We start from the raw sequence: 23,825 nt of genomic DNA, 5'->3' as shown, positions 1-23,825 counted from the left end.
ACTGCGAATAAAATCAGATGGATTCAGAGGCAACCACCACACCGGGCATCCGCAACCCGCAGGCCTGCGTACACCGAGGCAGTCACCGCTTGGCGGCAATGCCGGGGGGATTGATCATCAATGACGATCAATAGCCCAGGGACTTGAGGGCACGCTCATCATCCGCCCAGCCGCCTTTGACCTTGACCCAGGTTTCGAGCCAGACTTTGCCGCCAAACAGGTTTTCCATGTCCTGACGCGCTTCGGTGGAAATCTGCTTGAGCTTGGCGCCACCCTTGCCTATCAGCATGGGCTTCTGGCTTTCCTTGTCGACAATAAATGCGGCGTGAATGCGGCGCAGATTGCCTTCCATTTCAAATTTTTCAATTTCAACAGCGATGCTGTAAGGCACTTCATCGCCCAGGAAGCGGAAGGCTTTCTCACGCAGAAGTTCGGCTGCCAGAAAACGCTCATTCTTGTCGGTCAGCTCATCTTCGCCATAAATGGCCTCCTGCTCTGGCAGATGCTGGCGCACCGCCTGCAGCAGTTCATCCAGATACAGGTTTTTCTTGGCGCTGACGGGCACGATGGCAGTAAACGGGAATTCCAGATCAAAATCCTGGATCAGCGGCAGCAGGTTGCCCTTGTCGCCCATCAGGTCAGCCTTGTTGACCACCAGCAATACCGGCTTGTTGCGCGGCAGCATGTTCAGCACCAGGCGATCAGCATCCCCCAGATGCATGGGTTCGATCACGAACAGCACCACATCCACCTCGGCCAGCACCTGCGTCACGGTCTTGTTCAGACTGCGGTTCAGGGCATTCACATGCTTTTGCTGGAACCCGGGCGTATCCACAAATAGGTACTGGGTATCGTCGGTAGTATGAATGCCCAGCAGGCGGTGGCGCGTGGTCTGCGCCTTGCGCGAGGTAATGCTGAGCTTGAGCCCGAGAATGTGGTTGAGCAGCGTGGATTTGCCGACGTTGGGACGGCCCACAATCGCCACGGTACCGCAGCGAAAGGGAGAAGCAGGAGTATTTTCAGTGGTCATATAAAGTCTTTTCGCTACGAGGTAGCTGTAAGTTGCTGGTAGGCACGCTCGGCGGCCTGTTGCTCGGCCGCGCGGCGGCTGGAGCCTTCACCATGGGTGACCAGCTTGAGTTTGGGGATGGTGCAATCCACCTTGAACAACTGGCAATGCGCCTCGCCCTCGGTGGCTGTCACGGTGTATTCGGGCAAGGCGATCTTGCGGCCTTGCAGGTATTCCTGCAGCAGGGATTTGGCATCCTTGCCTATGGATTTGGGGTCTATGGCTTCGAGCAAAGGCGTGTATAGCCTGACCACCAGCGCTTCGGCGGCAATAAAACCAGCATCGAGAAACACTGCGCCGATAATGGCTTCCAGCGCATCGGCCAATACGGAAGGACGACGCCAGCCGCCGCTTTTCAATTCGCCCTCGCCCAGTTTCAGCATGTCACCCAGTTGCAGGCGCTGGGCAATCTCGCAGAGGGTTGGCTCCTTGACCAGATGCGCGCGCAAACGGCTGAGGTCGCCTTCTGGCAGTTTGGAAAAACGCTGGAAAAGCTGGTTGGCGATAATGCAGTTCAGCACACCATCGCCGAGGAATTCGAGACGCTCGTTGTTACGCGCACTATGGCTGCGATGGGTCAGTGCCTGCGTCAGCAGTTGCCCATTGGTGAAATCATGGCCTAGCAGCCGTTCCAGTCCGGTTTGTGACATCCGGATCAGGGCGATGCCGAAGCATCGGTAGAGGCGGTGAAATCAATCAGCACGCTGACATTGGCGATAATCGGGATCACTTTCTGGTAATCAATGGACACCGTGTTTTGACCAGCCGCATTCTTGCCCACCACGAGATCCTTGGCGTTCACATCGCCGATCTCGTCTATCATCGCCGCCTTGGTATAGACATCCATGATTTCCTTGCGGCTCATGCTCTCAAAGCCAGGCTCCTGGCTGATTTTCTTCAGCGTTTTCTTGATGGTGAAATATTCAACATAGGCAGGCGTCAGCTTCATGCCTACCATGACCACGAACAGCCCCGCGGCAATAAGCAGCACCAGCCCGATAAAGGTAATACCACGTTGACGGTTCATGTTGATCAGCCCCTAGTTGATGGTGTTGCCAATTCTGCCGAAATTATCAAAATTCCACCAGATGAAAAACGCCTTGCCGACCAGATTCTCTTCCGGCACAAAGCCCCAGAAGCGACTGTCATTACTGTTATCGCGGTTATCGCCCATGGCAAAGTAATGCCCTGGCGGCACTTCCACTTCGCCATCCAGCGAGGGCTTTTCTTCTTCCAGCAGGATATCGTGCTTGTGCTCGCCCAATTGCTCCTGGTAACGCTTGGTCACCACCATGCTGAGGCCGGAGCCTACATACTGGTAGTCATCCGCGTAGTTCACATCCAGCTTTTTGCCATTGATGTAGAGCTGCTTGTCGCGATAGGCAATCTTGTCGCCAGGCACGCCGACCACACGTTTGATGTAATCAATCGACGGGTCCTTTGGATAATGGAACACGAACACTTCGCCACGTTGCGGATGGCGGATCTCGAGAAAGGTATTGTTAAGAATAGGCACGCGCAGGCCGTAGATGAATTTGTTCACCAGGATGAAGTCGCCTGCGATCAGGGTAGGCATCATGGACGCGGATGGAATCTTGAAGGGCTCGACCACGAAGGAGCGGATCATGAACACCACCAGAATCACCGGGAAAAAGCTTTTGGAATATTCCACCAGTACCGGGTCTGCCTTGCCTGCCGGGCGACGCTTTTTCAGCACCAGAATATCCAGCAACCAGATCAGGCCGGTGACAGCCAGGATAACCACCATAAACAGTGCGAACATCATTTGTCTTCTACTTTCAGAATCGCCAGGAATGCTTCTTGTGGAATTTCCACATTGCCCACTTGCTTCATGCGTTTTTTACCTTCTTTTTGTTTCTCAAGCAGTTTTTTCTTGCGGGTAATATCGCCGCCATAGCATTTTGCCAGCACATTCTTACGCATGGCTTTCACGGTTTCACGGGCAATGATGTTGGCGCCAATGGCCGCCTGCACTGCCACATCAAACATCTGGCGCGGAATCAGCTCGCGCATCTTGGCACACAACTGGCGACCACGGTAGATACTGTTGGCGCGGTGCACAATCAGGGATAACGCATCCACGCGGTCACCGTTGACCATGATATCCAGCTTGACCAGATCGGCCGCACGGAACTCGAGGAATTCGTAATCCATGGATGCATAGCCACGCGATACGGATTTCAGCTTGTCAAAGAAATCGAGCACCACTTCGTTCAACGGCATCTCGTAGCTCAGCATGACCTGACGGCCCATGTACTGCATATTGCGCTGCACGCCACGTTTGCCATTGCACAGCGTCATTACCGGGCCCACATAATCCTGTGGCATCAGCAGGTTGACGTTGATCACCGGCTCGCGGATTTCATCGATGCGCGAGGGCTCAGGCAGGCGCGATGGATTCTCGATCTGCACAACCTCACCGTTTTTCAGCAACAGCTCATACACAACGGTAGGCGCCGTGGTAATGAGGTCCATGTCGTACTCGCGCTCCAGCCGTTCCTGCACGATTTCCATGTGCAAGAGACCGAGGAAGCCGCAACGGAAACCAAAGCCCAGGGCAGTGGAGTTTTCCGGCTCGAATTGCAGCGAGGCGTCATTCAGGCGCAGTTTTTCCAGCGCATCACGCAAGGCTTCAAACTGATTGGATTCCACCGGATACAAACCCGCGAACACTTGCGGCTTTACTTCCTTGAAGCCAGGCAACGCTTCGGCAGCAGGCTTGTCGGCCAGGGTCACCGTATCGCCTACCTTGGCACTGGTCAGTTCCTTGATACCGGCAATAATGAACCCCACTTCACCCGCGGATAAGGATTCCTTCTGGCGTGACTTGGGGGTAAACACACCGACCTGCTCGCACAGATGCACGGCCCGTGTGGCCATCATGCGAATCTTGTCTTTGGGCTTGAGCGTACCGTCAATCACGCGCACCAGCATCACCACGCCCACATAGTTATCAAACCAGGAGTCGATGATCAGCGCTTTCAATGGCTTGGTTGGATCGCCCTCAGGTGGCGGAATACGAGCAACGACGGCTTCCAGCACATCGCGCACGCCTTCGCCGGTCTTGGCCGAGCAACGCACGGCATCGGTGGCTTCCACGCCAATCACGTCCTCGATTTCCTGAATCACGCGCTCAGGGTCTGCCGAGGGCAAGTCGATCTTGTTCAGTACCGCTGTCACCTCAACACCGAGATCAATCGCGGTGTAACAGTTGGCCACACTCTGCGCTTCCACGCCCTGCGATGCATCCACCACCAGCAAGGCCCCCTCACAGGCAGACAGCGAACGACTCACCTCATAGGAGAAGTCGACGTGCCCTGGGGTATCAATCAGGTTAAGCTGGTAGATCTGGCCATCCAGCGCCTTGTATTGCAGGGCTGCAGTCTGCGCCTTGATGGTAATGCCACGCTCACGTTCCAGATCCATGGAATCCAGCACCTGCGCTTCCATTTCGCGATCCGAAAGACCGCCGCACAGCTGAATGATGCGGTCAGCCAGCGTGGATTTACCGTGATCAATGTGGGCAATGATGGAAAAGTTACGAATATTTTTCATGAGGTCCGTTTGCAATATATAGCGAGGAAAGTCCATGCGTCCAAGCCTGATCGACACTGAGGTCAGACCGCTCGGCCGCCACCAGTACCGGCGTGCGGAAAGCGCTGCCGGTCGGGACTTTCAGCCTGTTTCAAATCAGCAAGCCTGCTCGCGGCATAACTGATTCAGCCTGCCGCGAATATAGCAAAAGGGCGCCGAAGCGCCCTCTTACATTCACTAGTACGTGATTTTACCGTAAAGCAGGCCTAATAGCACTGCTGATCACGGCTATTTATCCGCAGCGAGCTTCAATGGTACATACAAGGTGTTGTCATCGCGCTGTACCAGCAAGGCCACGGTTTTACCACTAGCGACACCAGCGAGTTGCTTGTTGAACTGCTCCAGGCTCTGCACTTCGGTGTTGTTAAGACCAAGCACCACATCGCCACGGCGTATGCCTGCCTGAGCAGCAGCGCCCTGCGCATCTACCACCAGCAGGCCATTCTTGCCACTGAGTTTGCGCTTCTGCACTGGCGTCAGCTCGCGCAACACCAGGCCAAGACGGTTCACTTCTGGTTTGGCCGAGCCTTTGGGCGTTGGCGCAACGCCATCTTTCTCAGTAGGTGCTTCGCCCACGGTGATGTTGAGGGTCTTGGTGCTACCCTTGCGCAAGACTTCTACCGGCACGGTTTTGCCAGGTTTGGTAGCGCCAACAATACGCGGCAGGTCAGAGGAAGTCAGTACAGGTTTGCCATCAAACTTGACGATGACATCGCCCGCTTCCAGACCCCCCTTCTCTGCAGGAGCGCCTTTTTCCACACCCGCAACCAGCGCACCGTTGGTGCTCTTCATGCCGAATGAATCTGCCAGATCCTTGGTGATTTCCTGAATGCCGATACCCAGCCAGCCACGGGTCACCTTGCCGTTGGCTTTCAGTTGGTTGGACACATCGATCGCCACATCAATCGGGATGGAGAATGACAGGCCCATGGAGCCACCGCTACGGCTGTATATCTGGGAATTGATGCCCACCACTTCGCCACGCAGATTGAACAGCGGACCTCCCGAGTTACCTGGGTTGATTGCCACGTCGGTCTGAATGAAAGGAACAAAGTTTTCCTGCGGCAAGGCACGGCCCTTGGCGCTGACGATACCGGCAGTCATGGTGTTTTCCAGACCGAACGGTGAGCCGATGGCCGCTACCCATTCGCCAACCTTCAGCTGATTGGGGTCGCCGATGGTCACCTTGGGCAGGTTGGTCGCATCAATCTTGATCAGTGCTACATCGGTACGACGGTCAGAGCCTATGATCTTGGCCTTGAATTCGCGCTTGTCGGACAACTTCACCAGCACTTCGTCGGCTTCATTAACCACATGCGCATTGGTCAGGATATAACCATCATTGCTGATGATGAAGCCCGAACCCAGCGACTGCGATTTGTAATCCTGTTGCGGAGCGCCGTTACCCTGGCCTGGCATGCCGGGGATGCCGAAGCGACGCAAAAATTCGCCCAGCGCCGGATCATCCGGCATGCCGGGAAATGGCACCGTGCCTTCTGCCTGGCCATGCATCACCTGCGTGATACTGATATTGACCACCGCCGGCCCCTGCTTTTCCGCCAGCTCGGTAAAGTCGGGCAAATCCTTGGCCGACGCAGTTCCTGACACTGTAATAAGGATCGCGCAAGTGGCGATTAATTTTTTAAGCATGCATACACCTCATTCATACATCGGTTAAATGACAGTCATACCTCAGGCATGAGCCACGTATGGTTGAAGACATCGCGCCGTCATGCCTGTTCCCCTAATAACACTAGATAAAGATGCATCGATCACGCATGGATAAGCAGCATGGCAGCAACACGCGTTGCCGCGCTGGCACTGCATGCTGCAAGGAAAATCCATACGGGAGTTATTTCTTGAAATGAATGGTGTTGGCGATCTGGGTTACGGTAGCTTCGGGGACTTCCCCCACCACCACAACCTGGTGTCCCTCAAGGACATTGGCATAGAAATGGGTGGCGCCAAAAGCGCTATGCCCGACTTTGGGTGCCATGCCTTTGAGCAAAGGCTCGATAAACAGCGACACGGACGCAAGACCATCGGAATAGACGATCTGGGTAACGGGTGCTGGCTTGCCTGGGACCAGGCGTGTGATTTCGTCGACCTTCCGGTAACCAGAAGGAAGCTGTTCTACCGTCCAGGTAATAGCCTCGACCGGTTCGGAGCGGCCCGCCCCGGATTCTTCCATGACATACTGCTTTTCCGGACTGACATTAGGTTGAAACCAGTCCATTTTCTGGCTATTCATCAAGGTCAGCTGGTTGAACGCAAATTGCTCCATAGGCTCGTTGCGTTCGTTCGCTGACATCGATTTCAGGAGCAGGCCATATTCACGGTCTGCCCAGAACTTGTAGGTATAACGGAATTTATCCTTGGGGGAGAGAATCACCATTTGGCCATCCCGCCCACCTATACGCTCCGTGCCGCCAAACTTGACGTCATAGCTGGACTTGATCGCATCCAGGTTGGACGGCAAAACGGCGGGGAACATATTCTGCCCCCGGCGCTTTTCGATGACAACTTTCTCATTGCGTGGGCTGAAAATCACCACATCGCGGCCCTGGCTCAATACCTCGCGCGGAGTGCCATCCAGCACCACAATGCGGGCATACTCGCCCTGCCCGTAATTCATGTGGGTGATCTGTACCGAGCGTGAACCAGTGCCAGACTGATAAACAAATACGCCTTGATAACTCAGCTCGCGGGCAGCCTGAGCTGCCTTTTGCAAGACCATCCAGGGGTCACCAGTGGCTTCTCCCGCCGCTGTTGCAAGCGCAACATGGCTGACAAGCAAAAAACCCAGCACCCCACGCTTCATTACTTCTCGCTTTCAGAGTAAGACGCAGGCTGAATGTAATAAGCGGAGTTGCTTGGGGCCATGGACTGATGGGCCAGCAGATACTCGGAGGCGACATTCTGTGCGATTTCGGCAGGTGCAGCTTCGCCGTGTGTTTGCACCTGTTGTTGCAATACCATCCAGCCGACAAACATGACGGCAGCCACCGAAGCAGCGACCGACCAGAGTGTAGGCGTCTTGTAGACCGCTTTTTTGGCCTTGGGAGCCAGTACCACCGGCTCCTGTTCCAGTTGCTGCATGATGCGATCGGTCAAATCCGCCTTGAAAATGGGACTGCCACGCATGCAATCCCCAATCAGGTGGTATGTGGTCCAGGAATCGGACAGGGTTTCGCTGGACCGAATGGCCGTGTATAGATACTCGGAGTCTTCCAGAGACAGCTCTTCGTCAACGAGAGCAGAAACTTGATCTTTCATTACTTTCTCCTGTTACTTACCAGCGCTTGTCCTGAGGCGTATCCAGCAGCGGGCGCAGTTTCTGCGCAATGGTTTCACGAGCCCTGAAAATACGTGAACGCACCGTACCAATCGGGCAGTTCATCAGGGTCGCGATTTCCTCGTAGCTCAAACCTTCGATTTCGCGCAGGGTAATCGCCGTCCGTAATTCATCAGGAAGTGCCGCAACGGTATCGTTGACGGTACGGGCGATTTCCTTGGTCATTAACTCTGTTTCAGGCGTGTCCATGGTACGCAACTCGTTACCGTCCTCGAAGTTTTCTGCATCTTCGATTTCGATGTCGTTGGATACCTGTGGACGACGGCCCATGGCCACCAGATAATTCTTGGCGGTGTTGATGCCAATACGATACAACCAAGTGTAGAACGCACTTTCACCCCGGAAGTTAGGCAAGGCACGATAGGCCTTGATGAAGGACTCTTGTACCACGTCCTCAACCTCGGCCTGGTCACGAATCAGTCTGGACAATAAACGTCCCAGCTTGCGCTGGTATTTGTCCACCAGCATGCCAAAGGCGCGCTTGTCGCCGCGCTGAGCACGCTCAACCAATTCCTGATCTATCTCCCGGTTGCCCACCATGGGGCCAGCGCTCCCTGTCTGCATATTGTTAATTTTCGGAGTATACCCTTGCATCGTAGTGTCTACGAAACCGAGGCGCGAAAATTCTCCCATATTTTTTGCATTAATCATTGTGTTTCTCCCAGCTTGGTGTCGACTAGCTTAGTGTTGAAGACAGCGCTACACTGATTAAAGTTTCACCTGACGGATATATATGCAGCAATTTGATGTATTGATCATTGGTAGCGGGCTGGCGGGTCTCACCCTGGCCTTGAAAGTGGCAGCAGACAAAAAAGTATGTCTGGTCAGCAAGCGCAGCATCAATGATAGCTCCAGTAACTGGGCACAAGGCGGCATTGCTGCGGTGCTCACCGACGACGATTCCATTGAAGCTCACATTCAGGACACCCTGATTGCCGGCGCCGGACTCTGTGATGCCGAGGTCACCCGCCTGGTGGCCGAGCATGGCCGCGAAACCGTGCAATGGCTGATTGACGAGGGCGTGCCGTTTACCCGTGAAGACGACGATAGCGGCTTTCACCTGACGCGTGAAGGCGGTCATAGTCATCGTCGCATCATTCATGCCGCCGATGCGACCGGGCATGCCGTGCAAAAAACGCTGGCCGAGAAAGTCCGCAATCACCCCAACATCACCCTGCTGGAAGACCATATTGCCGTGGACCTGATCACGGCACGCAAGGTAAAAATTGAAGGTGCGGAGTGCCTGGGCGCCTATGTGCTGGATAACCAGAGCGGCAAGGTACTCACCATTGCCGCACAGAATACCGTGCTCGCCACGGGCGGCGCGGGCAAGGTTTACCTCTACACCACCAATCCGGATGTCGCCACCGGCGATGGCATTGCCATGGCCTGGCGCGCAGGATGCCGCGTGGCCAACATGGAGTTCATCCAGTTCCACCCCACCTGCTTGTACCATCCGCAGGCCAAGTCATTTTTGATCACGGAAGCGGTGCGCGGCGAAGGTGGTCGCCTGCTGTTGCCCGATGGCACCCGTTTCATGCTGGAACATGACCCGCGTGGCGAGTTGGCGCCACGCGATGTGGTCGCACGTGCGATTGACTTTGAAATGAAAAAGCGCGGCATTGATTGCGTGTATCTGGATATCTCGCACCAGCCAGCCGATTTTGTACTTTCGCATTTCCCCACCATTTATCGCCGCTGCATGGAGCTGGGCATCGACATCACGCGCGAGCCTATCCCTGTGGTACCGGCCGCCCACTATAGCTGTGGCGGTGTCATGACCGACCACATTGGCCGCACCGATATTCCGCGGCTGTACGCCATCGGCGAGACCGCCTGCACCGGCCTGCATGGCGCCAACCGCCTGGCCAGCAATTCGCTGCTGGAATGCCTGGTGTTCGGTCAGGCCGCTGCTCAGGATATTCTGGCAAAACCCAATAATCGTCCGGTCAAGCTGCCCTACTGGGATGAAAGCCGCGTGACCGATGCCGATGAAGAAATCATCATCACCCACAACTGGAGCGAGCTACGCCGCACCATGTGGAATTACGTGGGTATCGTTCGCACCAATAAGCGCCTGACGCGCGCCCTGCACCGCATACACTTGCTGCGCGATGAGGTGCACGAGTTTTATAGCAATTTCCGCATCAGCAATAATCTCATTGAGCTGCGCAACCTGCTGCAGGTGGCGGAGCTGATCGTGAATAGCGCCATGGAACGGCATGAGAGCCGCGGCCTGCACTACAGCAAGGATTACCCGGACATGCTGCCGGATGCGATTCCTACCGTGCTGACCCCATCCAATTACTACAGCCTGCTGGATCGCCATCATGGACATCACGAGGTGACGAGTTTGAAAAAACCGGCGCGCCGCACCAAGGCAACACATTAGATTCAGACGAAAGTTTGCTTATGAAACACATCTGGCTATCTGCCGCGCTGATCGCGGCCTTCCTCGCCCCACTGTATTCGCAGGCAGACAACAGCTCGACTGCTGCCGTGCAATTGATCGAAGTGGAGGATGCAGACTGTGCGATAAATGATGGAAAACTGATCACGCTGACCAATACGCAGCCGCAATCCGGCAAAGTGGTATGGGTAGACCGCTGGTATCTGGACAAGCAGACGGCCGACCATACCAAACATGTGCTTGATGTCGAACACCCCAGTGCAAGCCTGGGATGCTCCATCACTCGGGCGGGCAATCAGCACTGGACCATCTACAGCGTGACAGATCTGCCAGGCTGATCCACTTTCCTTTATATCAGGTCAGGATGCGTCGGGCCTGATACCAGCATCGTCGCTAACCGCAATGCCCCAGACGATATCCTGCTGGCGCAACTCTTCCAGCAGTGCCCCGCCAAAGCGCATCAGGGAATCAGGATCCGCATGCCCCATCTCCATGCCCAATTGTTGCAAGGCGGCGCTGCCCGTCAGCTCACCCGCTTGCAATAGCGCCAGCAGGCGCGCCGTCATGGCATTCATCTCGACAAATTTCACCTCATCCAGCTGGTTGCGAAACACCAGCAGATGCACAGGCTCAGGCAAGGCCTGACGCGGCTTGTAACGGACTGAAATCTGCTGCACTGGATAATCATAGGCCAGCAGCGCCAACGCCGGCGCCAGAACGGGCACGCCCAGCAACAAATCGCCCTCCTCAGCCAGCTCTGGCGCTTCTGCTGGCGCCGAAGCAATCGCCAGTTCTACCCATTCATAATGCGCGAGACTGACGGCGTAAGGCGGCAATGTTGCTACCTGCGGTAAAAATTCCAGAAAGGCCTGGGGAATATCCCGAAAAAAAGGGCTGCTCGCCTGATGCTCGGCAAAAAACCGGCGCAGCAGCGCCTGCCAGGCACGCTTGCCCAACACTCGCTGCAAAACCGGATAACAGGCGCCAACGGCAGACTGCAGGTTATTGAATACGATTTCGTTATAGACGCGCATGCGCTTGGCCTGCACTCCTGCCGGGCGGGCATGCTGACGCGGATGGCGAATATGCGCGGTGAATGCCAGCTGATATTGCTGAAACAAGGGCAAATCAGTATCAGCCCCGCTCATGCGGACACCCGTTTGCGGCTGACGGCATCCGCTGGTTGCTGTCTGGCAATAGCTTGCTGCGCCATTTGCAAATCGGCAATTTTATTCACCTCGCGCATGGCCTCCGCTAGCGGCGGAATATTGGTATCGCGCTCCAGCAAGGTGGGGAAAACACCAAACATCGCATAAGCCTCGCGCAGCAACTGCCAGACAGGATCAATCACATCCTGTCCATGGGTATCGATAATCAGGTCTTCAGCCTCGTGATCATGCCCGGCGATATGCGCATAGACGATACGTTCGCCCGGCATTTCACGCAGAAACGCATGCGGATCGAAACCAAAGTTGACACTGTTGACGTAGATATTGTTTAGATCGAGGTGCAAATCGCAATCCGCCTCCTGCAACACGGCACGGATGAAGCTGGCCTCATCCATTTCGGCGATGGGCGAAGCCACATAAAACGAGGCATTTTCTACCGCAATGCGCCGCTCCAGAATATCCTGCGTGCGGCGGATACGCGCAGCCACATGGTGCACGGCCTCTTCGGTAAAGGGGATAGGCAGCAGATCATACAAATAGCCACCATCGGTACAATAGCTTAAATGCTCGGTATAAAGCGGAATCTGGTGCTGATCGAGAAACTGTTTTACCTGATGCAGAAAATCTTCATTCAGTGGATCCGGCCCGCCCAGCGACAGGCACAATCCATGACAAACGATGGGATAGCGCTCGGTGAACCAGGCCAATTGCTTGGCATATTTGCCACCGGCGCCTATCCAGTTTTCAGGCGCAATCTCAACAAAATCAAGGTGAGCGGTCAGGCTGGTGCCGTAAGCTGCCTGAATCTGCGGCAACAGCTCACGCTTAAGGCCCAGACCCGCCCCCTTGATGGGATGATGCGATTGCGCCTGTTCCATATTACTTCTTGTCGGCGTGGCAGGAACCTTCCTTGGACTTCATGTCACCGCTGCAAGAACCTTCTTTGGCTTTCTTGTCAGCGCTGCAGGAACCCTCGGCTTTTTTATCGGCGCTGCATGAGCCTTCCTTGGCCATCTTGGCTTTCATTTCAGCACTGCACTTGCCCGTGCCACACTTGCCGTCTTTCATCTTGTCGGCCTCTGCCACCATGTAGCCGGAAGACAGGGTCTTCATGGCAAACGGATTTTCAGCAGCGTGGACATTGGCGGCCGCCATGGAAGCAACGAATGCAGTACCGACCATCAGGCTCAGGGTTTTCTTGGAAGTGTTCATTTTTATTTCTCCTAAAATTTAAGTGGATAGCTCAACTAGTGAATAGCATCAGCCCCATGTCCTGCGCATCAATCCAGCATTAAATCACTGACGCTCAAGATCAAGAGCACTGGCAATACGCGCCTTCGCCTCCTGGGATAACTGCAGGGTCTCATTCTGCTCGGTCAGCCTGACCATGCGTTTGGCAGCTTCACGCAGCAGTAACAATTGCCGCCCAAACCGCCTGCACACATCGCATATCGTCAAATGCAGACGCAGCGCAGTCCGTTCACGCCACGTCAGACGCCTGTCCAGCGACTGGGACAACAGCCTGCTGGCTTGTTTGCAACTCAGCATACCGCTCCTCCCTTTCCTCTATTCAGGTAACAAGCGCTCATTTTCTAGCGCCCCAACCAGTGCAGTTCAAGACATTTGCGTAATCCCATTCGGGCGCGATACAACATCACCCAAGCATTGGTCGAGCTAATATCCAGTTCCTTACAAATTATTTCGTTTTCTTCTTCCTGCACTTCGCGCAGCATGAAAAGTGCCGCCAGTTTTTTGGGTAAGCGATCCATGCAGTCCTGCAAAATCGTCAAGAACTGCTTTTGCTCCAGGCTGTTTTCCGGCATGCCAAAACTCTGGGGTTTGTCGTTCCAGTGACGGTTGTCCTCGTCAAAAAACTCATCCATGCCTGGCTCATCGGGCAAATCCTCTCCCAACCCTTCCACTGGTTGCTCGCGCATTTGCTTGCGAATCAGATCAATAATCTTGTGCTTGAGTATGCCCACCAGCCAGGTGCGGGGAGCCGATTGCCCGGCATAGCTGGCGCTCTGCATGGCGGCCAGCAAGGTTTCTTGCACCACATCTTCCGCCTGATGGGTATCGCGCAAGCGCGCCAGGGCGAAGCGGTAAAGATAATCACCGTGTTCGGCAAGCCAGGCATGGGGGTCTGTTTTTTTCATGCGCTATTCAATCACGAAATGCAGGGTTTGCACCATGCCAGCAGTGGCTGGCAAATCCGGCCATCGCAAGCCTGCCTTGATACCTCGCATCAAGTAAGCCTTGGCTTGGACAATACTTAGTCAGTCTGCCCTGGCCTTGGCCTGGAAACAGGCGATATAGGCCATGCCGTCCGGCGGCTGCTGATCGCGTTGCGCCCGCCAGATGGTTTCTGCCAGACAGTCCATCAGATCATGCTGCGCATCCATTTCATTGCCGTGACGTTGCCTGAGCGTCTCATAGGCCAGGCGTATGCCGGGCGGCTGGTCGATGGAGAGCTGCTCCAGCACCGATAAATGCAAACTCATGTGCAAAAAGGGATTGGTTTCGCCCATTTCGGGAAAATACGCCTGCTCCAGATAGCGCTCGGGCGCATCGAGCACCGCATGGTATTCCGGATGCAACTGCATCACTTGCAGCGCCAATGCCTCCAACGGCGTCAATGCTGCCTGCTGGCGATATTTGGCCCAGCTATCAAAAAAGAAACGCCGGACTTCATCGCGGGAGGGGTTGAATAAGGCCATGACTAATCCTTGGCAAACAGGCCGAGTACGGCCGAATATTCGAGCAGTTCACTGCCCTGTCCATGCGGGGCAATTTCGCCATTGCCATAAAAACCAATCAAGGGCATGCCAGGGCAACGCAGCCGCAATGCATCCAGGTCTCTATCCATGCCGTTATACAGATAGGGCCCGCGTCCGAGGCAGCTGAAAAACAATCCAAACGCTGGCTGGCGCCCCCAGGCGGCAAGCTGATTGGCGATAAGGCCTTGCAGCTCGGCTTCGGCGGCATCGGCGGCACGCACGCCCCAGCACACCACTTGCCCTGCGCGCAATGGCTTGGTCAGCGTCAACGATTGCTGCGCCGCATTTTCCGAGACGATACCCGCCAGCTGAAAATCGCCCGCCAACAACTGGGCTTCACTATCCGCCACCATGGCCATCAGCAAGTGAGATGAAGGAGCCGTATCCGGAAAGGACAGGTGAAACATCGGCAATGCGGCTTGCGCATTTAACTGCAGGAGATCGTAGTCGCTGGCGGCATCGATGGTCTGGATGGAGGTCAATATACGCAACCCATGCGACACCAGCACCGCAGGATTGACGCCGCGAAACGCAGCTTCGCAATGCCCGACCGGCGTGCCCTTGGCGTGCTGCCATACGGAGAAAGGGCCTTGGCCCGTGGCGTCGCCGGAGACCCCGCCAAAACGCAAAGCGGGTGATTGCAACCAGACCGTATTGAGCGCGTTGGGAGCGGTGAGTGCCATCCGCAGTTCCGGGCCCTCCGGTTTGGGCAGCATGGTCACATCACCACTGAATACCATGGCCGCCGCAGCGGGCGTATCCAGCACCCAATCCTGCTCGGTAAAAATGCCGGGGGCCGAGCATCCCATGACCTGCAGGCAACTGGCCGCCGCAGCGGCGGCCCGGATGGCTGGCTGCGGATCGGCGGCGAATTCTTCCGTCAAAAACAGCAAAACGCTATTCGGAACGCGATTTCCGAGTTTTTGCATGGCCTGCTGCACGGCTTCGGCAGCCAGTTCGGGACGTGCCGTATTGCCGACTGCCAGACCCGTCGCGACTTCATTCAAGCGGTTTTTTCCTTGTATTCACATTGATCGTAGATCACGCAAGCTGCACATTTTGGCTTGCGTGCCACACACACATAGCGCCCGTGCAGGATCAGCAAGTGATGAGCATCCTGCATGTATTCCCTGGGGACGGTCTTCATTAACTTCTTTTCCACATCCAGCGGGGTCTTGCCGGGGGCCAGCCCTATGCGATTGCCCAGCCGGAAAATATGCGTATCAACGGCAATGGTGGCCTCACCAAATGCCGTATTGAGGATCACATTGGCCGTCTTTCGGCCGACTCCGGGCAGACTTTCCAGCGCCTCACGCGTGCGCGGCACTTCGCTGTTGTATTGCTCGACCAGCATGCGGCAGGTGGCGAGCACATTTTTGGCTTTGCTGCGGTAGAGGCCTATGGTCTTGATATAGCTTTCCAACCCTTCCAGCCCAAGATCGACAATCGCCTGTGGTGTATTGGCCACCGGAAACAGCTTTGCCGTGGCAATGTTGACACCCTTGTCGGTGGCCTGGGCCGACAGAATCACCGCAATCAGCAATTCAAATGTGGATGTATGCGTCAGCTCGGTTTTAGGCTCTGGTATGGCCTCACTCAAGCGCCTGAATATCTCGTGTCTTTTTTCTGCATTCATGGGGTTGCGCTCATGGTGTTTGCTGACGCAGTTTTAAAAATTCAATCTGCACTGTCATCGGTCTTTTTCATCTGCGCACGTCTTGCCTCAATGGCCGCAATCTCGGCCGCCACGGTAGGGCTAAGCACCTCGGTATTGCGGGGTGCCGAGGCGGCTTTTTGTGCCTGAACCCGGGCCATGGCCGCGGCAATGGCGGCTTTTTTCGCCAATGCTGCCTGTTCAGCGACCGGATCTTGCGTGGTGCTATTCGCGGCACTGGCAGCGCGCCGCTGCGCCAGTTTGCGTGCCCGCTCCTCCTGTTCACGCGCTTGCCGCTGCACACGGAACGCATGGCGCTCGCGCGCGTTATTGGCTGCATGCACATCCAGCGGCCCGGCAGGCGCATGCAGGGTAAATTCAGGATAACGCCAGCGTGGGCTTTGCGTGACAGGCGGTGGCTGCATAGTGATGCAATCCACCGGACAAGGCGCAATGCAAAGCTCGCAGCCGGTGCATTCGTCCGCGATCACGGTATGCATCTGTTTGGATGCGCCCAATATCGCATCCACCGGACACGCCTGTATGCATAGCGTGCAGCCGATACAGGTTTGCTCATCGATGAAGGCAACCTGTTTGGGTTTTTGTACGCCATGCTGGGGATTCAGCGGAATGTAAGGTCGCTGCAATAAACTGGCGAGTGCGCGTATCCCCGCATCGCCGCCTGGCGGACATTGATTGATATTGGCCTCGCCCCGCGCAATCGCTTCAGCATAGGGCTTGCAACCCTGATAGCCACATTGCGTGCATTGCGTCTGGGGTAAAATGGCATCAATGCTTGCCACCAGCGGACTGGTTTCACCCTGCGCAGGCAGTGCATTGGCACTGGCTGGAATGGACTTGCCCACGACTAGTCGACGCAGGCGCTGCAAGATCGGGGGGGAAATAGGCTTGGATACAGACATGATATGAAACGGATTATACAGGCTTGAGCCCTTTAATTAAGCGGTAACAGACCATGGCTAATATCGGGCCTGCTCACGCCAGCCATATGCCCAACCATAGCCGCCATATGCTCAAATATGATGTAAGCATATGCAAAAAGCGTGTTCTACAGAGGCTACTTTAAGTTAAAATGTTTTGATTTAATTCATATTGTCAGGTTGATCATGCTGCAAGGCAGTCTTGTTGCCATCGCCACCCCCATGCATGAGGATGGTGGTCTTGATATTCAGGCATTACGTTCCCTAATCGACTTTCATGTGCAGGAAGGCACCGACGGTATCGTGATTGTCGGTACCACTGGCGAATCACCTACCGTGGATTTTGATGAACATTGCCTGCTGATCAAAACTGCCATTGAGCAAGTGGCAGGTCGTATCCCCGTGATCGCTGGTACAGGTGCCAACTCGACCAGCGAGGCCATTTACCTGACAAGCAAGGCCAAGGAATTGGGCGCTGACGCCTGCCTGCTGGTGGCTCCCTATTACAACAAGCCCACCCAGGAAGGCTTGTATCAGCATTACAAGGCCGTGGCTGAGGCTGTCGATATTCCGCAAATCCTGTACAACGTACCTGGCCGCACCGGTTGCGATATCAGCAATGAAACCGCCCTGCGGCTGGCAGCACTGCCGAATATTGTAGGTATCAAGGATGCCACTGGCAGCTTGGAACGCGGTACCGACCTGATTTTGCGCGCCCCTGCCGGCTTTGCCATTTACAGCGGCGACGATGCCACTGGCGCTGCCTTGATGCTGATGGGCGCGCATGGCGTCATCTCGGTGACGGCCAATGTGGCACCGCGCCTGATGCAGCAAATGTGCAAGGCCGCCCTCGCGGGTGATGTGGCTACCACACGCAGCATTAATGCCAAGTTGTTTGCACTCCACCAGAAACTGTTTGTCGAAGCCAACCCCATCCCGGTCAAATGGGTATTGGGCGAAATGGGACTGATAGGCCCAGGCATCCGCCTGCCGCTGGTCCCTCTTTCCGCGCAGCATCACGAGACGCTGCGTGCCGCCATGGGCAACGCCTCTATCTAACTCACTGACTCGAAAGTTGACGAGAAACCGCATGAATCGATTCACTTTGAAACCGCTTGTACTCGCGACCTTACTTGCGCTGTCTGTCAGCGCCTGCGACTCCATCCCTTTTATCGACACTTCATCCGATTACAAGGCAGCTGGCCGTTCACGCCCGCTTGAAGTGCCGCCGGATCTGACCTCGATTTCGTCAAACGACACCTATGCCGTTCCTGGCTCTACCACCTATTCCAACTACACCCAAGGGCAATCTGAGCAAGGTGAGGAACAGGTCAAAGTATTAGCCAACCCTGACAATGTGCGTCTGGAGCGCGCGGGTGCCCAGCGTTGGCTGGTTGTTCAGGCGCCTCCGGAGAAAATCTGGCCTGTTGTTCGTGAATTCTGGGCAGACCTCGGCTTTTCCGTCCGTGTGGAGAATCCACAAACTGGCGTGATGGAAACCGAATGGGTAGACCCCAGCACCTTGACCAAGGATGACAAGGGCAATTACCTGGATAAATTCCAGGGCTGGCTCGACAAGCTGAATACCCTGCAAAACCGCCAGAAATTCCGTACCCGTCTGGATAACGGTACCGAAACTGGCACCACTGAAATTTATATGAGCCACCGCTCAGTCAGCGATGCTCCGGACGATAACAAAGAACGCGTCGTCACCAGCGCCGGCGTGGTTGAGATGGGCTACAAGCGCAGCAAGAAAGAAGAAGCACGCGCCGATGCAGAAGATATCGACGCTGAATTGCTGCGTCGCCTGATGGTGAAACTGGGCGTGGAAGAAAAGAAATCGCGCACCATTATCACGACATCCAATACCGAAGTCAGAGCCAAGCTTAACCAGAATAGCGATGGCACCGTCTCGCTTGCCGTCAATGACAGCTTTGACCGTGCCTGGCGCCGTGTCGGCCTGGCACTGGACCGCGTAGGCTTTGTGGTAGAAGACCGCGACCGCTCCAGTGGCATTTTCTACGTGCGCTATTCCGATGTGGACATTGATGACACGCCTCAAAAGAAAAAAGGCTTGATCGACAGCCTGAAATTCTGGGGTGATGACAAGGATGATGAAGCCAAGAAAGATGCTGCCGCCAAGCCCGCCGATGACAAGGGTATTACCGACAAGCTGAAATTCTGGGGCAGCGACAAGGACAAAGCCAAGCAGGAAGCAGAACGTCAATACCGCGTGAAGGTGGAAGATGACGGCACGGGCTCCAAAGTCTCCGTGACCGACAAAGACGGTGTGCCGAGCAAGTCTGCCAGCGCCAAACGCATCATGAACCTGCTGTTCGAACAACTGAAGTAAGTTTGCACTTGATCTTCCAGGCCATGGGGCGCTAAGCTCCATGGCATCATGATGCGTTTCAGCTCCATAGGAAGCGGCAGCTCCGGCAACGGACTGCTGATTCAATCTCGCGATACCACCCTGCTACTGGATTGTGGCTTCGGCCTGCGCGACGCCATTCATCGCCTGCAACGTGCAGGCATATCCCCCGAGAGTTTGAATGGCATTTTGGTTACCCATGAGCATGATGACCATGCTGGCGGCGTTTTCAAACTCGCCAACAAATTCAGCATCCCGGTATGGCTAACGCATGGCACATTTACCATGGTCGAAAGACTGATGCCCAAACAGCGCGGGTTTGAACTGCATGTCATCGACAGCCACGTACCATTCACCATACAAGACCTGGGTGTTAACCCCTTTCCCGTCCCGCATGACGCACGTGAACCCGTGCAATATACCTTTGATGATGGCAATACCAAGCTAGGCGTATTAACCGATACCGGCACCTCCACACCGCATATCGAAGCCATGCTGTCTGGCTGTCATGGCCTGGTGCTGGAGTGCAATCATGATCTGGATATGCTCATGAACGGGCCTTACGCCTGGCCACTGAAAAAGCGTGTGAGTGGGCGGCTGGGCCATCTGGACAATACAACCTCGGCCGCTATTCTTGCCAATCTGGATCTGAGCCATCTGCAACATTTGCTTGCGGCTCATCTAAGTGCAAAGAACAATCACCCGGATTTGGTCATTGACTGTTTATCTTCGGCACTCAATTGTGAACGCGATTGGATCAGCATTGCTGATCAGGAACTGGGGTTTGACTGGCGGGATATTCGCTAGCTTTAAGCAGGAAAACTATCTACCCATGACGGGTTAGAGATGTGATCTTGACCACGCTAATTCTGTGCTGAATGCAAGCAACAGCCTGCAATTAGCTCTTGTTTATCGTAAATTTATCAATGCATTAGCAGGAGTACAGACAAACAAAAAGGCCAACTTTGCAGTTGGCCTTTTTACTTTGCTAGTAAATACTAGAAAGACTTACTTAGCTTCTTCAGCTGGTGCAGCAGGAGCTTCAGCGGCTGGTGCTTCAGCAGCTGGTGCCTCAGCGGCAGGAGCTTCAGCAGCTGGTGCTTCAGCGGCAGGAGCTTCAGCAGCTGGTGCTTCAACAGCAGGAGCCTCAGCGGGAGCTTCTTCTTTTTGACCGCAAGCGGTAAGAGCCAAAGCGAGCAAAGCGGCAAGCAGAGCGGAACGAGTCATTTTTGTATCCCTTAACAATATAGTCTATAAGTTAAACCAGTACGGCAAACCTGTGAAAGAAGCCGAGTGGTAAAAATTCTACCACCTCCGAAAAAAAAAACCACTGTTTTTATCATCCTCAGCTTAATTTAACTTTAATTTAAAATACGTTTCGCGAGAGCGCAGTCAGTCTACCCGAATCATGAGGCGACTATAGCCACTGCCGCTTGCAGACTGACTATTCAGAATGGCACGACTGACATCATCGCGAGATTGCATGGTGCCACCGATATCGAGCCACTCACCCGGCCTCACCATCACAATGGTGGAAAGCTCCTCGAAATCAATCACCCCACCTGCCCCCGCTCGCGCAATTCTGGGCGTGATTTCAACTTCGACTTGATCGCCCAGCGCACGCGGCCTGACCGCGAATCCGGTCGTAATATCCTGAAACTGGGTATTACGAATACGCTGCGCATATGACTGGGTTAGCACTAGCCATTGCTGGGTATAAGGCACACGCTGCCCCACCCGTATGAATGCCCGTTCGCCTTCTGCCACATTGACAAACTCACTGCCTTGCTGCGACCTGCTGTACTCGCGCTGGTCCAGGTCAATATTCAGATTGTTTTCCGGTGGGAGGTCTCCCGGCATGCGTCGCTGCACGATTACCTGCCCTTGCCCAATCCGCACATTGCCACTCGCGCCAATATTCTGCTGATTACCCGATTGCATGTCTTCATGCGAGACCGTAATGCGCATGTTGCGGCGTGCCGTGTCCAGCTTGGCCACTAGCTCTTCTATCGCTTGCATGCGCTCGGGGGATGCGCGGATGACGAGGTGGTTATCAATGGCACTGGCATTGCCATCCTCGCCCACCATCGGCGCCACGATAGGTACCAGCTCCTGCGCAAAGCGATGCTGCAAGGTGATCATCTTGAACTCGGTTCGCGCCCACGCAGGAGAGGCACTGAAAAGCCCCATCAGCAGCAGCAACTTTATGACGCTCGTGCCTGCGCCTCGATAATTAGCCAATATTCGCGTCATATCTCATAACCCCAGGGGTGTGGTACTGATCTGATGATGAGTGAGCTGCAACAGTTCCTCAAACCGCAAGCCAAGCAACCTGGCCGTAGCAATATCGTTCAAGCTGAATTTGAATCTCACCTGGTCCACATGGAATCGCCGCAGGTAAGCATGATCATCCGCTAATACAAAACTGTCACTCACGCGTTTACCCTCGTCGTTCGTCTCATAGACTGTCATCGCATGCTGATATTGCCGCATCAAACCGAGAAGCCGTGGACAGCGATCCAGCAGGTATCGGGCGTCCTGCAATACCAAGGTCACCTTGGCAGCGGGCTGTCTCACCAGCAAGTCTCTCAGACGCATGACATTCTCGGCGGCTTCAAATCCGCCAAAGGTCAGATCAGGGTCAAAAATAAACAGCTTGTGCTGGGCATGCGCCAGCACTGCCGTCAGGGCTGCTTCATACTCGCGCCTGCTGGTTAATACCGTGTTTTCTGGTAAGGAACTCATGGCATCCTTCCCTGTGAAGTGCGCTATACAAACTCGACGTAACCCGCCTGGTACCAATCATGTAACAGCGAGAGCAGATCGGTGTCTTTGATCTCCTGTGGTTCAATCTGGCGTCGATCTGCCAGTGAAATCAGGAGCGGGCGCGCTGGCTCATGCATATCCACCTTTTCGCCATTGATAAACAAAGCATCGCGAAAGAACAGCATCTGCGTTTTGAGATCAAGCGCCAGTGCGTGTGTTTGCAGTTTTTTGGCGAATGTAGCAGGACGCATGGTGGGCGGCACATCAAACACCACATGCGGCTTGGGCTCCGACAGATAACACCCCAGAAAATGCGCAATGTCTTCCGGTTGCCAGCGCAGTGGCTCCAGCATATTGGCTACCCGATTCAGCATGCCAACGCTGATTTCTGCAGGATGGGCTTGCAGGCTGAGGTCGGGGTCTGCGTACATGCCCTCCAACGCACAACGCTCCTGCAAATACGCCAGGAACTCACTGCCCAGCTCCTGTGCAGAGGGGGCACGGAAGCCGATGGAATAGGTCATGCAATCGCCAACGGCAATACCCCAATGCGCCAGATGAGGTGGCAAATACAGCATGTCGCCGGCTTCCAGCACCCACTCTTGCGCCGTATCAAAGCGCTGCAATATGCGCAGTGGTGCGCCTTCGACAATAGCCAGATCCCGCTGCTCACTGATGCGCCAGAGACGACTACCCTGGCCCTGCAGCAAAAAAACATCATACGAATCAAAATGCGGTCCCACACCACCGCCGCTAGGCGCATAGCTCACCATCAAGTCATCCAGCCGGGCATGGGGAATAAAAGAAAATTGCTGCAGCAACGCCATGGCCGATGGCAAATGATGATTGACGCCCTGCACCAGCAACGTCCAGTTTTTTTGCGGCAGCTTGGCAAACACCTCCTCCGCAAAAGGGCCCTGACGCAAACGCCATTGCCCCTTCACCTGGCTCACCAGGCGCGCCTGGGCATCCTCCTCGCAAGCCAGACCCGCCAGTTCATCCGGGCTTAGCAAGCCCGCAAAATCGGGGATGGCGCCGCGAATCAGCAATGGTTTTTTTTGCCAATACTCCGCGAGGAATGTTTCTGCTGAAATGCCGCCCAGCAAGGCCAGTGGCTGCTCGCCTGTCTGGGGCGTTTTATCTGTTTTTTTCATCCAATCATCCTACTGTGTAGCGACTTGCCAATAAAAAATAGGTTAGAATTTGATCACACTCATTTACTGCAAGGTCAAGATGTTGCAGCTTGGTGCACCGGCTCCTGATTTTTCCCTCTTTGACGCAGACATGGAGCTTTTCAAGCTCTCCGGTGTCCGTGGCAAAAATATCGTCCTTTATTTCTATCCCAAGGATGATACGCCGGGCTGCACCGTGGAAGCCATCGAATTCAGCGACCACGAAGAGGATTTTGCCCGCTATAACACCTTGATTGTCGGTGTCAGCAAAGACGACTGTCTCAGCCACGCCACATTCCGCGACAAACACGGACTCGCCATCACGCTACTCGCTGATGAAGACCGTAAAGTCTGCGAAAAATACAAGGTATGGCAAGAAAAAGAGAAAGACGGCATCAAAAAAATGGGGATAGTACGTTCTACCTTCATTATTGATGCCAAAGGTGTACTGCGTCACATGCAATATGGTGTCACGGCCAAAGGCCATGCACTGGAAATACTGAACATTATCAAAACTTTGGACTGA

The 23,825-nt window shown here is 54.8% G+C and carries 28 protein-coding genes; 6 read left to right on the top strand and 22 right to left on the bottom strand.

Annotation, left to right across the window (positions count from 1 at the left end; translation table 11 throughout):
• Window positions 1–127 precede the first annotated feature (127 nt).
• The 9 genes from era to rpoE form a co-directional block, all read right to left on the bottom strand.
• A complete protein-coding gene (era, locus tag FNL37_RS05380; RefSeq protein WP_159355389.1) occupies window positions 128–1,030 on the bottom strand; it encodes a GTPase Era in 903 nt (300 codons plus the stop codon).
• Between the two features lie 14 nt (window positions 1,031–1,044).
• Window positions 1,045–1,719 carry a ribonuclease III gene (gene rnc / locus FNL37_RS05375; RefSeq protein ID WP_013442558.1) on the bottom strand — a complete coding sequence of 225 codons (675 nt, stop codon included), beginning with the start codon at window positions 1,717–1,719 and terminating at the stop codon, window positions 1,045–1,047.
• A gap of 5 nt (window positions 1,720–1,724) precedes the next feature.
• The gene (locus FNL37_RS05370) at window positions 1,725–2,096 is read right to left on the bottom strand and encodes a DUF4845 domain-containing protein (protein WP_013442559.1); all 372 of its coding nucleotides are present in this window, start codon (window positions 2,094–2,096) and stop codon (window positions 1,725–1,727) included.
• A gap of 12 nt (window positions 2,097–2,108) precedes the next feature.
• Window positions 2,109–2,855, bottom strand: a complete 747-nt coding sequence (gene lepB / locus FNL37_RS05365) for a signal peptidase I (RefSeq protein ID WP_013442560.1) — start codon at window positions 2,853–2,855, stop codon at window positions 2,109–2,111.
• Window positions 2,852–4,645, bottom strand: coding sequence for a translation elongation factor 4 (gene lepA / locus FNL37_RS05360; protein WP_015830417.1), 1,794 nt, complete (start codon window positions 4,643–4,645; stop codon window positions 2,852–2,854). Before lepA ends, lepB begins: the two co-directional genes overlap by 4 nt.
• A gap of 267 nt (window positions 4,646–4,912) precedes the next feature.
• Window positions 4,913–6,334 (bottom strand): DegQ family serine endoprotease, encoded by a 1,422-nt coding sequence (locus FNL37_RS05355; protein ID WP_015830418.1) that lies wholly within the window; start codon window positions 6,332–6,334, stop codon window positions 4,913–4,915.
• Window positions 6,335–6,536: 202 nt separating this feature from the next.
• Window positions 6,537–7,505 (bottom strand): MucB/RseB C-terminal domain-containing protein, encoded by a 969-nt coding sequence (locus FNL37_RS05350; protein WP_015830419.1) that lies wholly within the window; start codon window positions 7,503–7,505, stop codon window positions 6,537–6,539.
• Window positions 7,505–7,960 carry a sigma-E factor negative regulatory protein gene (locus FNL37_RS05345; RefSeq protein WP_015830420.1) on the bottom strand — a complete coding sequence of 152 codons (456 nt, stop codon included), beginning with the start codon at window positions 7,958–7,960 and terminating at the stop codon, window positions 7,505–7,507. The genes FNL37_RS05350 and FNL37_RS05345 overlap by 1 nt, the downstream gene beginning before the upstream one ends.
• 16 nt (window positions 7,961–7,976) lie before the next feature.
• Entirely contained in the window at window positions 7,977–8,603 is a 627-nt protein-coding gene (rpoE, locus tag FNL37_RS05340; protein WP_369750483.1) for an RNA polymerase sigma factor RpoE, read from the bottom strand.
• A 169-nt stretch (window positions 8,604–8,772) separates the two neighbouring features.
• Here rpoE and nadB point away from each other — a divergent pair, with 169 nt between their 5' ends.
• The gene (gene nadB, locus FNL37_RS05335) at window positions 8,773–10,431 is read left to right on the top strand and encodes an L-aspartate oxidase (RefSeq protein WP_013442566.1); all 1,659 of its coding nucleotides are present in this window, start codon (window positions 8,773–8,775) and stop codon (window positions 10,429–10,431) included.
• Window positions 10,432–10,451: 20 nt separating this feature from the next.
• Window positions 10,452–10,787: a hypothetical protein gene (locus FNL37_RS05330; RefSeq protein ID WP_159355388.1), complete on the top strand. Its 336-nt coding sequence runs from the start codon at window positions 10,452–10,454 to the stop codon at window positions 10,785–10,787.
• A gap of 21 nt (window positions 10,788–10,808) precedes the next feature.
• Here FNL37_RS05330 and FNL37_RS05325 read toward each other — a convergent pair whose 3' ends face one another.
• From FNL37_RS05325 to rsxB, 9 genes are all read right to left on the bottom strand, one after another.
• Window positions 10,809–11,597 carry an HvfC family RiPP maturation protein gene (locus FNL37_RS05325; RefSeq protein WP_159355387.1) on the bottom strand — a complete coding sequence of 263 codons (789 nt, stop codon included), beginning with the start codon at window positions 11,595–11,597 and terminating at the stop codon, window positions 10,809–10,811.
• Window positions 11,594–12,496, bottom strand: coding sequence for an HvfB family MNIO-type RiPP peptide maturase (locus FNL37_RS05320; protein ID WP_159355386.1), 903 nt, complete (start codon window positions 12,494–12,496; stop codon window positions 11,594–11,596). The genes FNL37_RS05325 and FNL37_RS05320 overlap by 4 nt, the downstream gene beginning before the upstream one ends.
• A gap of 1 nt (window position 12,497) precedes the next feature.
• Entirely contained in the window at window positions 12,498–12,830 is a 333-nt protein-coding gene (locus tag FNL37_RS05315; protein ID WP_013442570.1) for a hypothetical protein, read from the bottom strand.
• A gap of 84 nt (window positions 12,831–12,914) precedes the next feature.
• Entirely contained in the window at window positions 12,915–13,166 is a 252-nt protein-coding gene (locus tag FNL37_RS05310; protein ID WP_015830425.1) for a zf-HC2 domain-containing protein, read from the bottom strand.
• A gap of 44 nt (window positions 13,167–13,210) precedes the next feature.
• Window positions 13,211–13,774 (bottom strand): sigma-70 family RNA polymerase sigma factor, encoded by a 564-nt coding sequence (locus FNL37_RS05305; RefSeq protein ID WP_013442572.1) that lies wholly within the window; start codon window positions 13,772–13,774, stop codon window positions 13,211–13,213.
• A 120-nt stretch (window positions 13,775–13,894) separates the two neighbouring features.
• Window positions 13,895–14,335 (bottom strand): DUF1841 family protein, encoded by a 441-nt coding sequence (locus FNL37_RS05300; protein ID WP_015830426.1) that lies wholly within the window; start codon window positions 14,333–14,335, stop codon window positions 13,895–13,897.
• 2 nt (window positions 14,336–14,337) lie between these two features.
• Complete coding sequence (locus tag FNL37_RS05295; RefSeq protein ID WP_159355385.1) at window positions 14,338–15,402, bottom strand: FIST C-terminal domain-containing protein; 1,065 nt, start codon at window positions 15,400–15,402, stop codon at window positions 14,338–14,340.
• Complete coding sequence (gene nth, locus FNL37_RS05290) at window positions 15,399–16,031, bottom strand: endonuclease III (protein ID WP_159355384.1); 633 nt, start codon at window positions 16,029–16,031, stop codon at window positions 15,399–15,401. Before nth ends, FNL37_RS05295 begins: the two co-directional genes overlap by 4 nt.
• A 41-nt stretch (window positions 16,032–16,072) precedes the next feature.
• Window positions 16,073–16,972: an electron transport complex subunit RsxB gene (gene rsxB / locus FNL37_RS05285; RefSeq protein WP_211371943.1), complete on the bottom strand. Its 900-nt coding sequence runs from the start codon at window positions 16,970–16,972 to the stop codon at window positions 16,073–16,075.
• Between the two features lie 204 nt (window positions 16,973–17,176).
• On the opposite strand from rsxB, the gene dapA reads away from it, so the two are divergent.
• From dapA to FNL37_RS05270, 3 genes are read left to right on the top strand one after another with little or no spacing between them, the layout of a single operon-like run.
• Window positions 17,177–18,049, top strand: a complete 873-nt coding sequence (dapA, locus tag FNL37_RS05280) for a 4-hydroxy-tetrahydrodipicolinate synthase (RefSeq protein ID WP_015830430.1) — start codon at window positions 17,177–17,179, stop codon at window positions 18,047–18,049.
• Window positions 18,050–18,080: 31 nt separating this feature from the next.
• Window positions 18,081–19,343 (top strand): outer membrane protein assembly factor BamC, encoded by a 1,263-nt coding sequence (bamC, locus tag FNL37_RS05275; protein WP_159355383.1) that lies wholly within the window; start codon window positions 18,081–18,083, stop codon window positions 19,341–19,343.
• Window positions 19,344–19,394: 51 nt separating this feature from the next.
• Entirely contained in the window at window positions 19,395–20,168 is a 774-nt protein-coding gene (locus FNL37_RS05270) for an MBL fold metallo-hydrolase (RefSeq protein WP_159356160.1), read from the top strand.
• A gap of 201 nt (window positions 20,169–20,369) precedes the next feature.
• On the opposite strand, the gene FNL37_RS05265 is transcribed toward FNL37_RS05270, so the two are convergent.
• The 4 genes from FNL37_RS05265 to FNL37_RS05250 form a co-directional block, all read right to left on the bottom strand.
• Window positions 20,370–20,588: a hypothetical protein gene (locus tag FNL37_RS05265; RefSeq protein ID WP_041370090.1), complete on the bottom strand. Its 219-nt coding sequence runs from the start codon at window positions 20,586–20,588 to the stop codon at window positions 20,370–20,372.
• A 165-nt stretch (window positions 20,589–20,753) separates the two neighbouring features.
• Complete coding sequence (locus tag FNL37_RS05260) at window positions 20,754–21,503, bottom strand: secretin N-terminal domain-containing protein (RefSeq protein WP_244948212.1); 750 nt, start codon at window positions 21,501–21,503, stop codon at window positions 20,754–20,756.
• Between the two features lie 114 nt (window positions 21,504–21,617).
• Window positions 21,618–22,106 carry a DUF7931 domain-containing protein gene (locus tag FNL37_RS05255; RefSeq protein WP_159355381.1) on the bottom strand — a complete coding sequence of 163 codons (489 nt, stop codon included), beginning with the start codon at window positions 22,104–22,106 and terminating at the stop codon, window positions 21,618–21,620.
• Window positions 22,107–22,129: 23 nt separating this feature from the next.
• Window positions 22,130–23,281, bottom strand: a complete 1,152-nt coding sequence (locus FNL37_RS05250; protein WP_159355380.1) for a ribosomal protein uL16 3-hydroxylase — start codon at window positions 23,279–23,281, stop codon at window positions 22,130–22,132.
• A gap of 79 nt (window positions 23,282–23,360) precedes the next feature.
• Between FNL37_RS05250 and FNL37_RS05245 the strand changes: the two genes are divergently transcribed.
• Window positions 23,361–23,825 (top strand): peroxiredoxin, encoded by a 465-nt coding sequence (locus FNL37_RS05245; protein ID WP_159355379.1) that lies wholly within the window; start codon window positions 23,361–23,363, stop codon window positions 23,823–23,825.

Source organism: Methylovorus glucosotrophus (genome assembly GCF_009858335.1).
Lineage (GTDB): Bacteria > Pseudomonadota > Gammaproteobacteria > Burkholderiales > Methylophilaceae > Methylovorus > Methylovorus glucosotrophus.
Note: the sequence above shows the minus strand (reverse complement) of the source record. Positions and strands in the feature narration are given on the sequence as shown.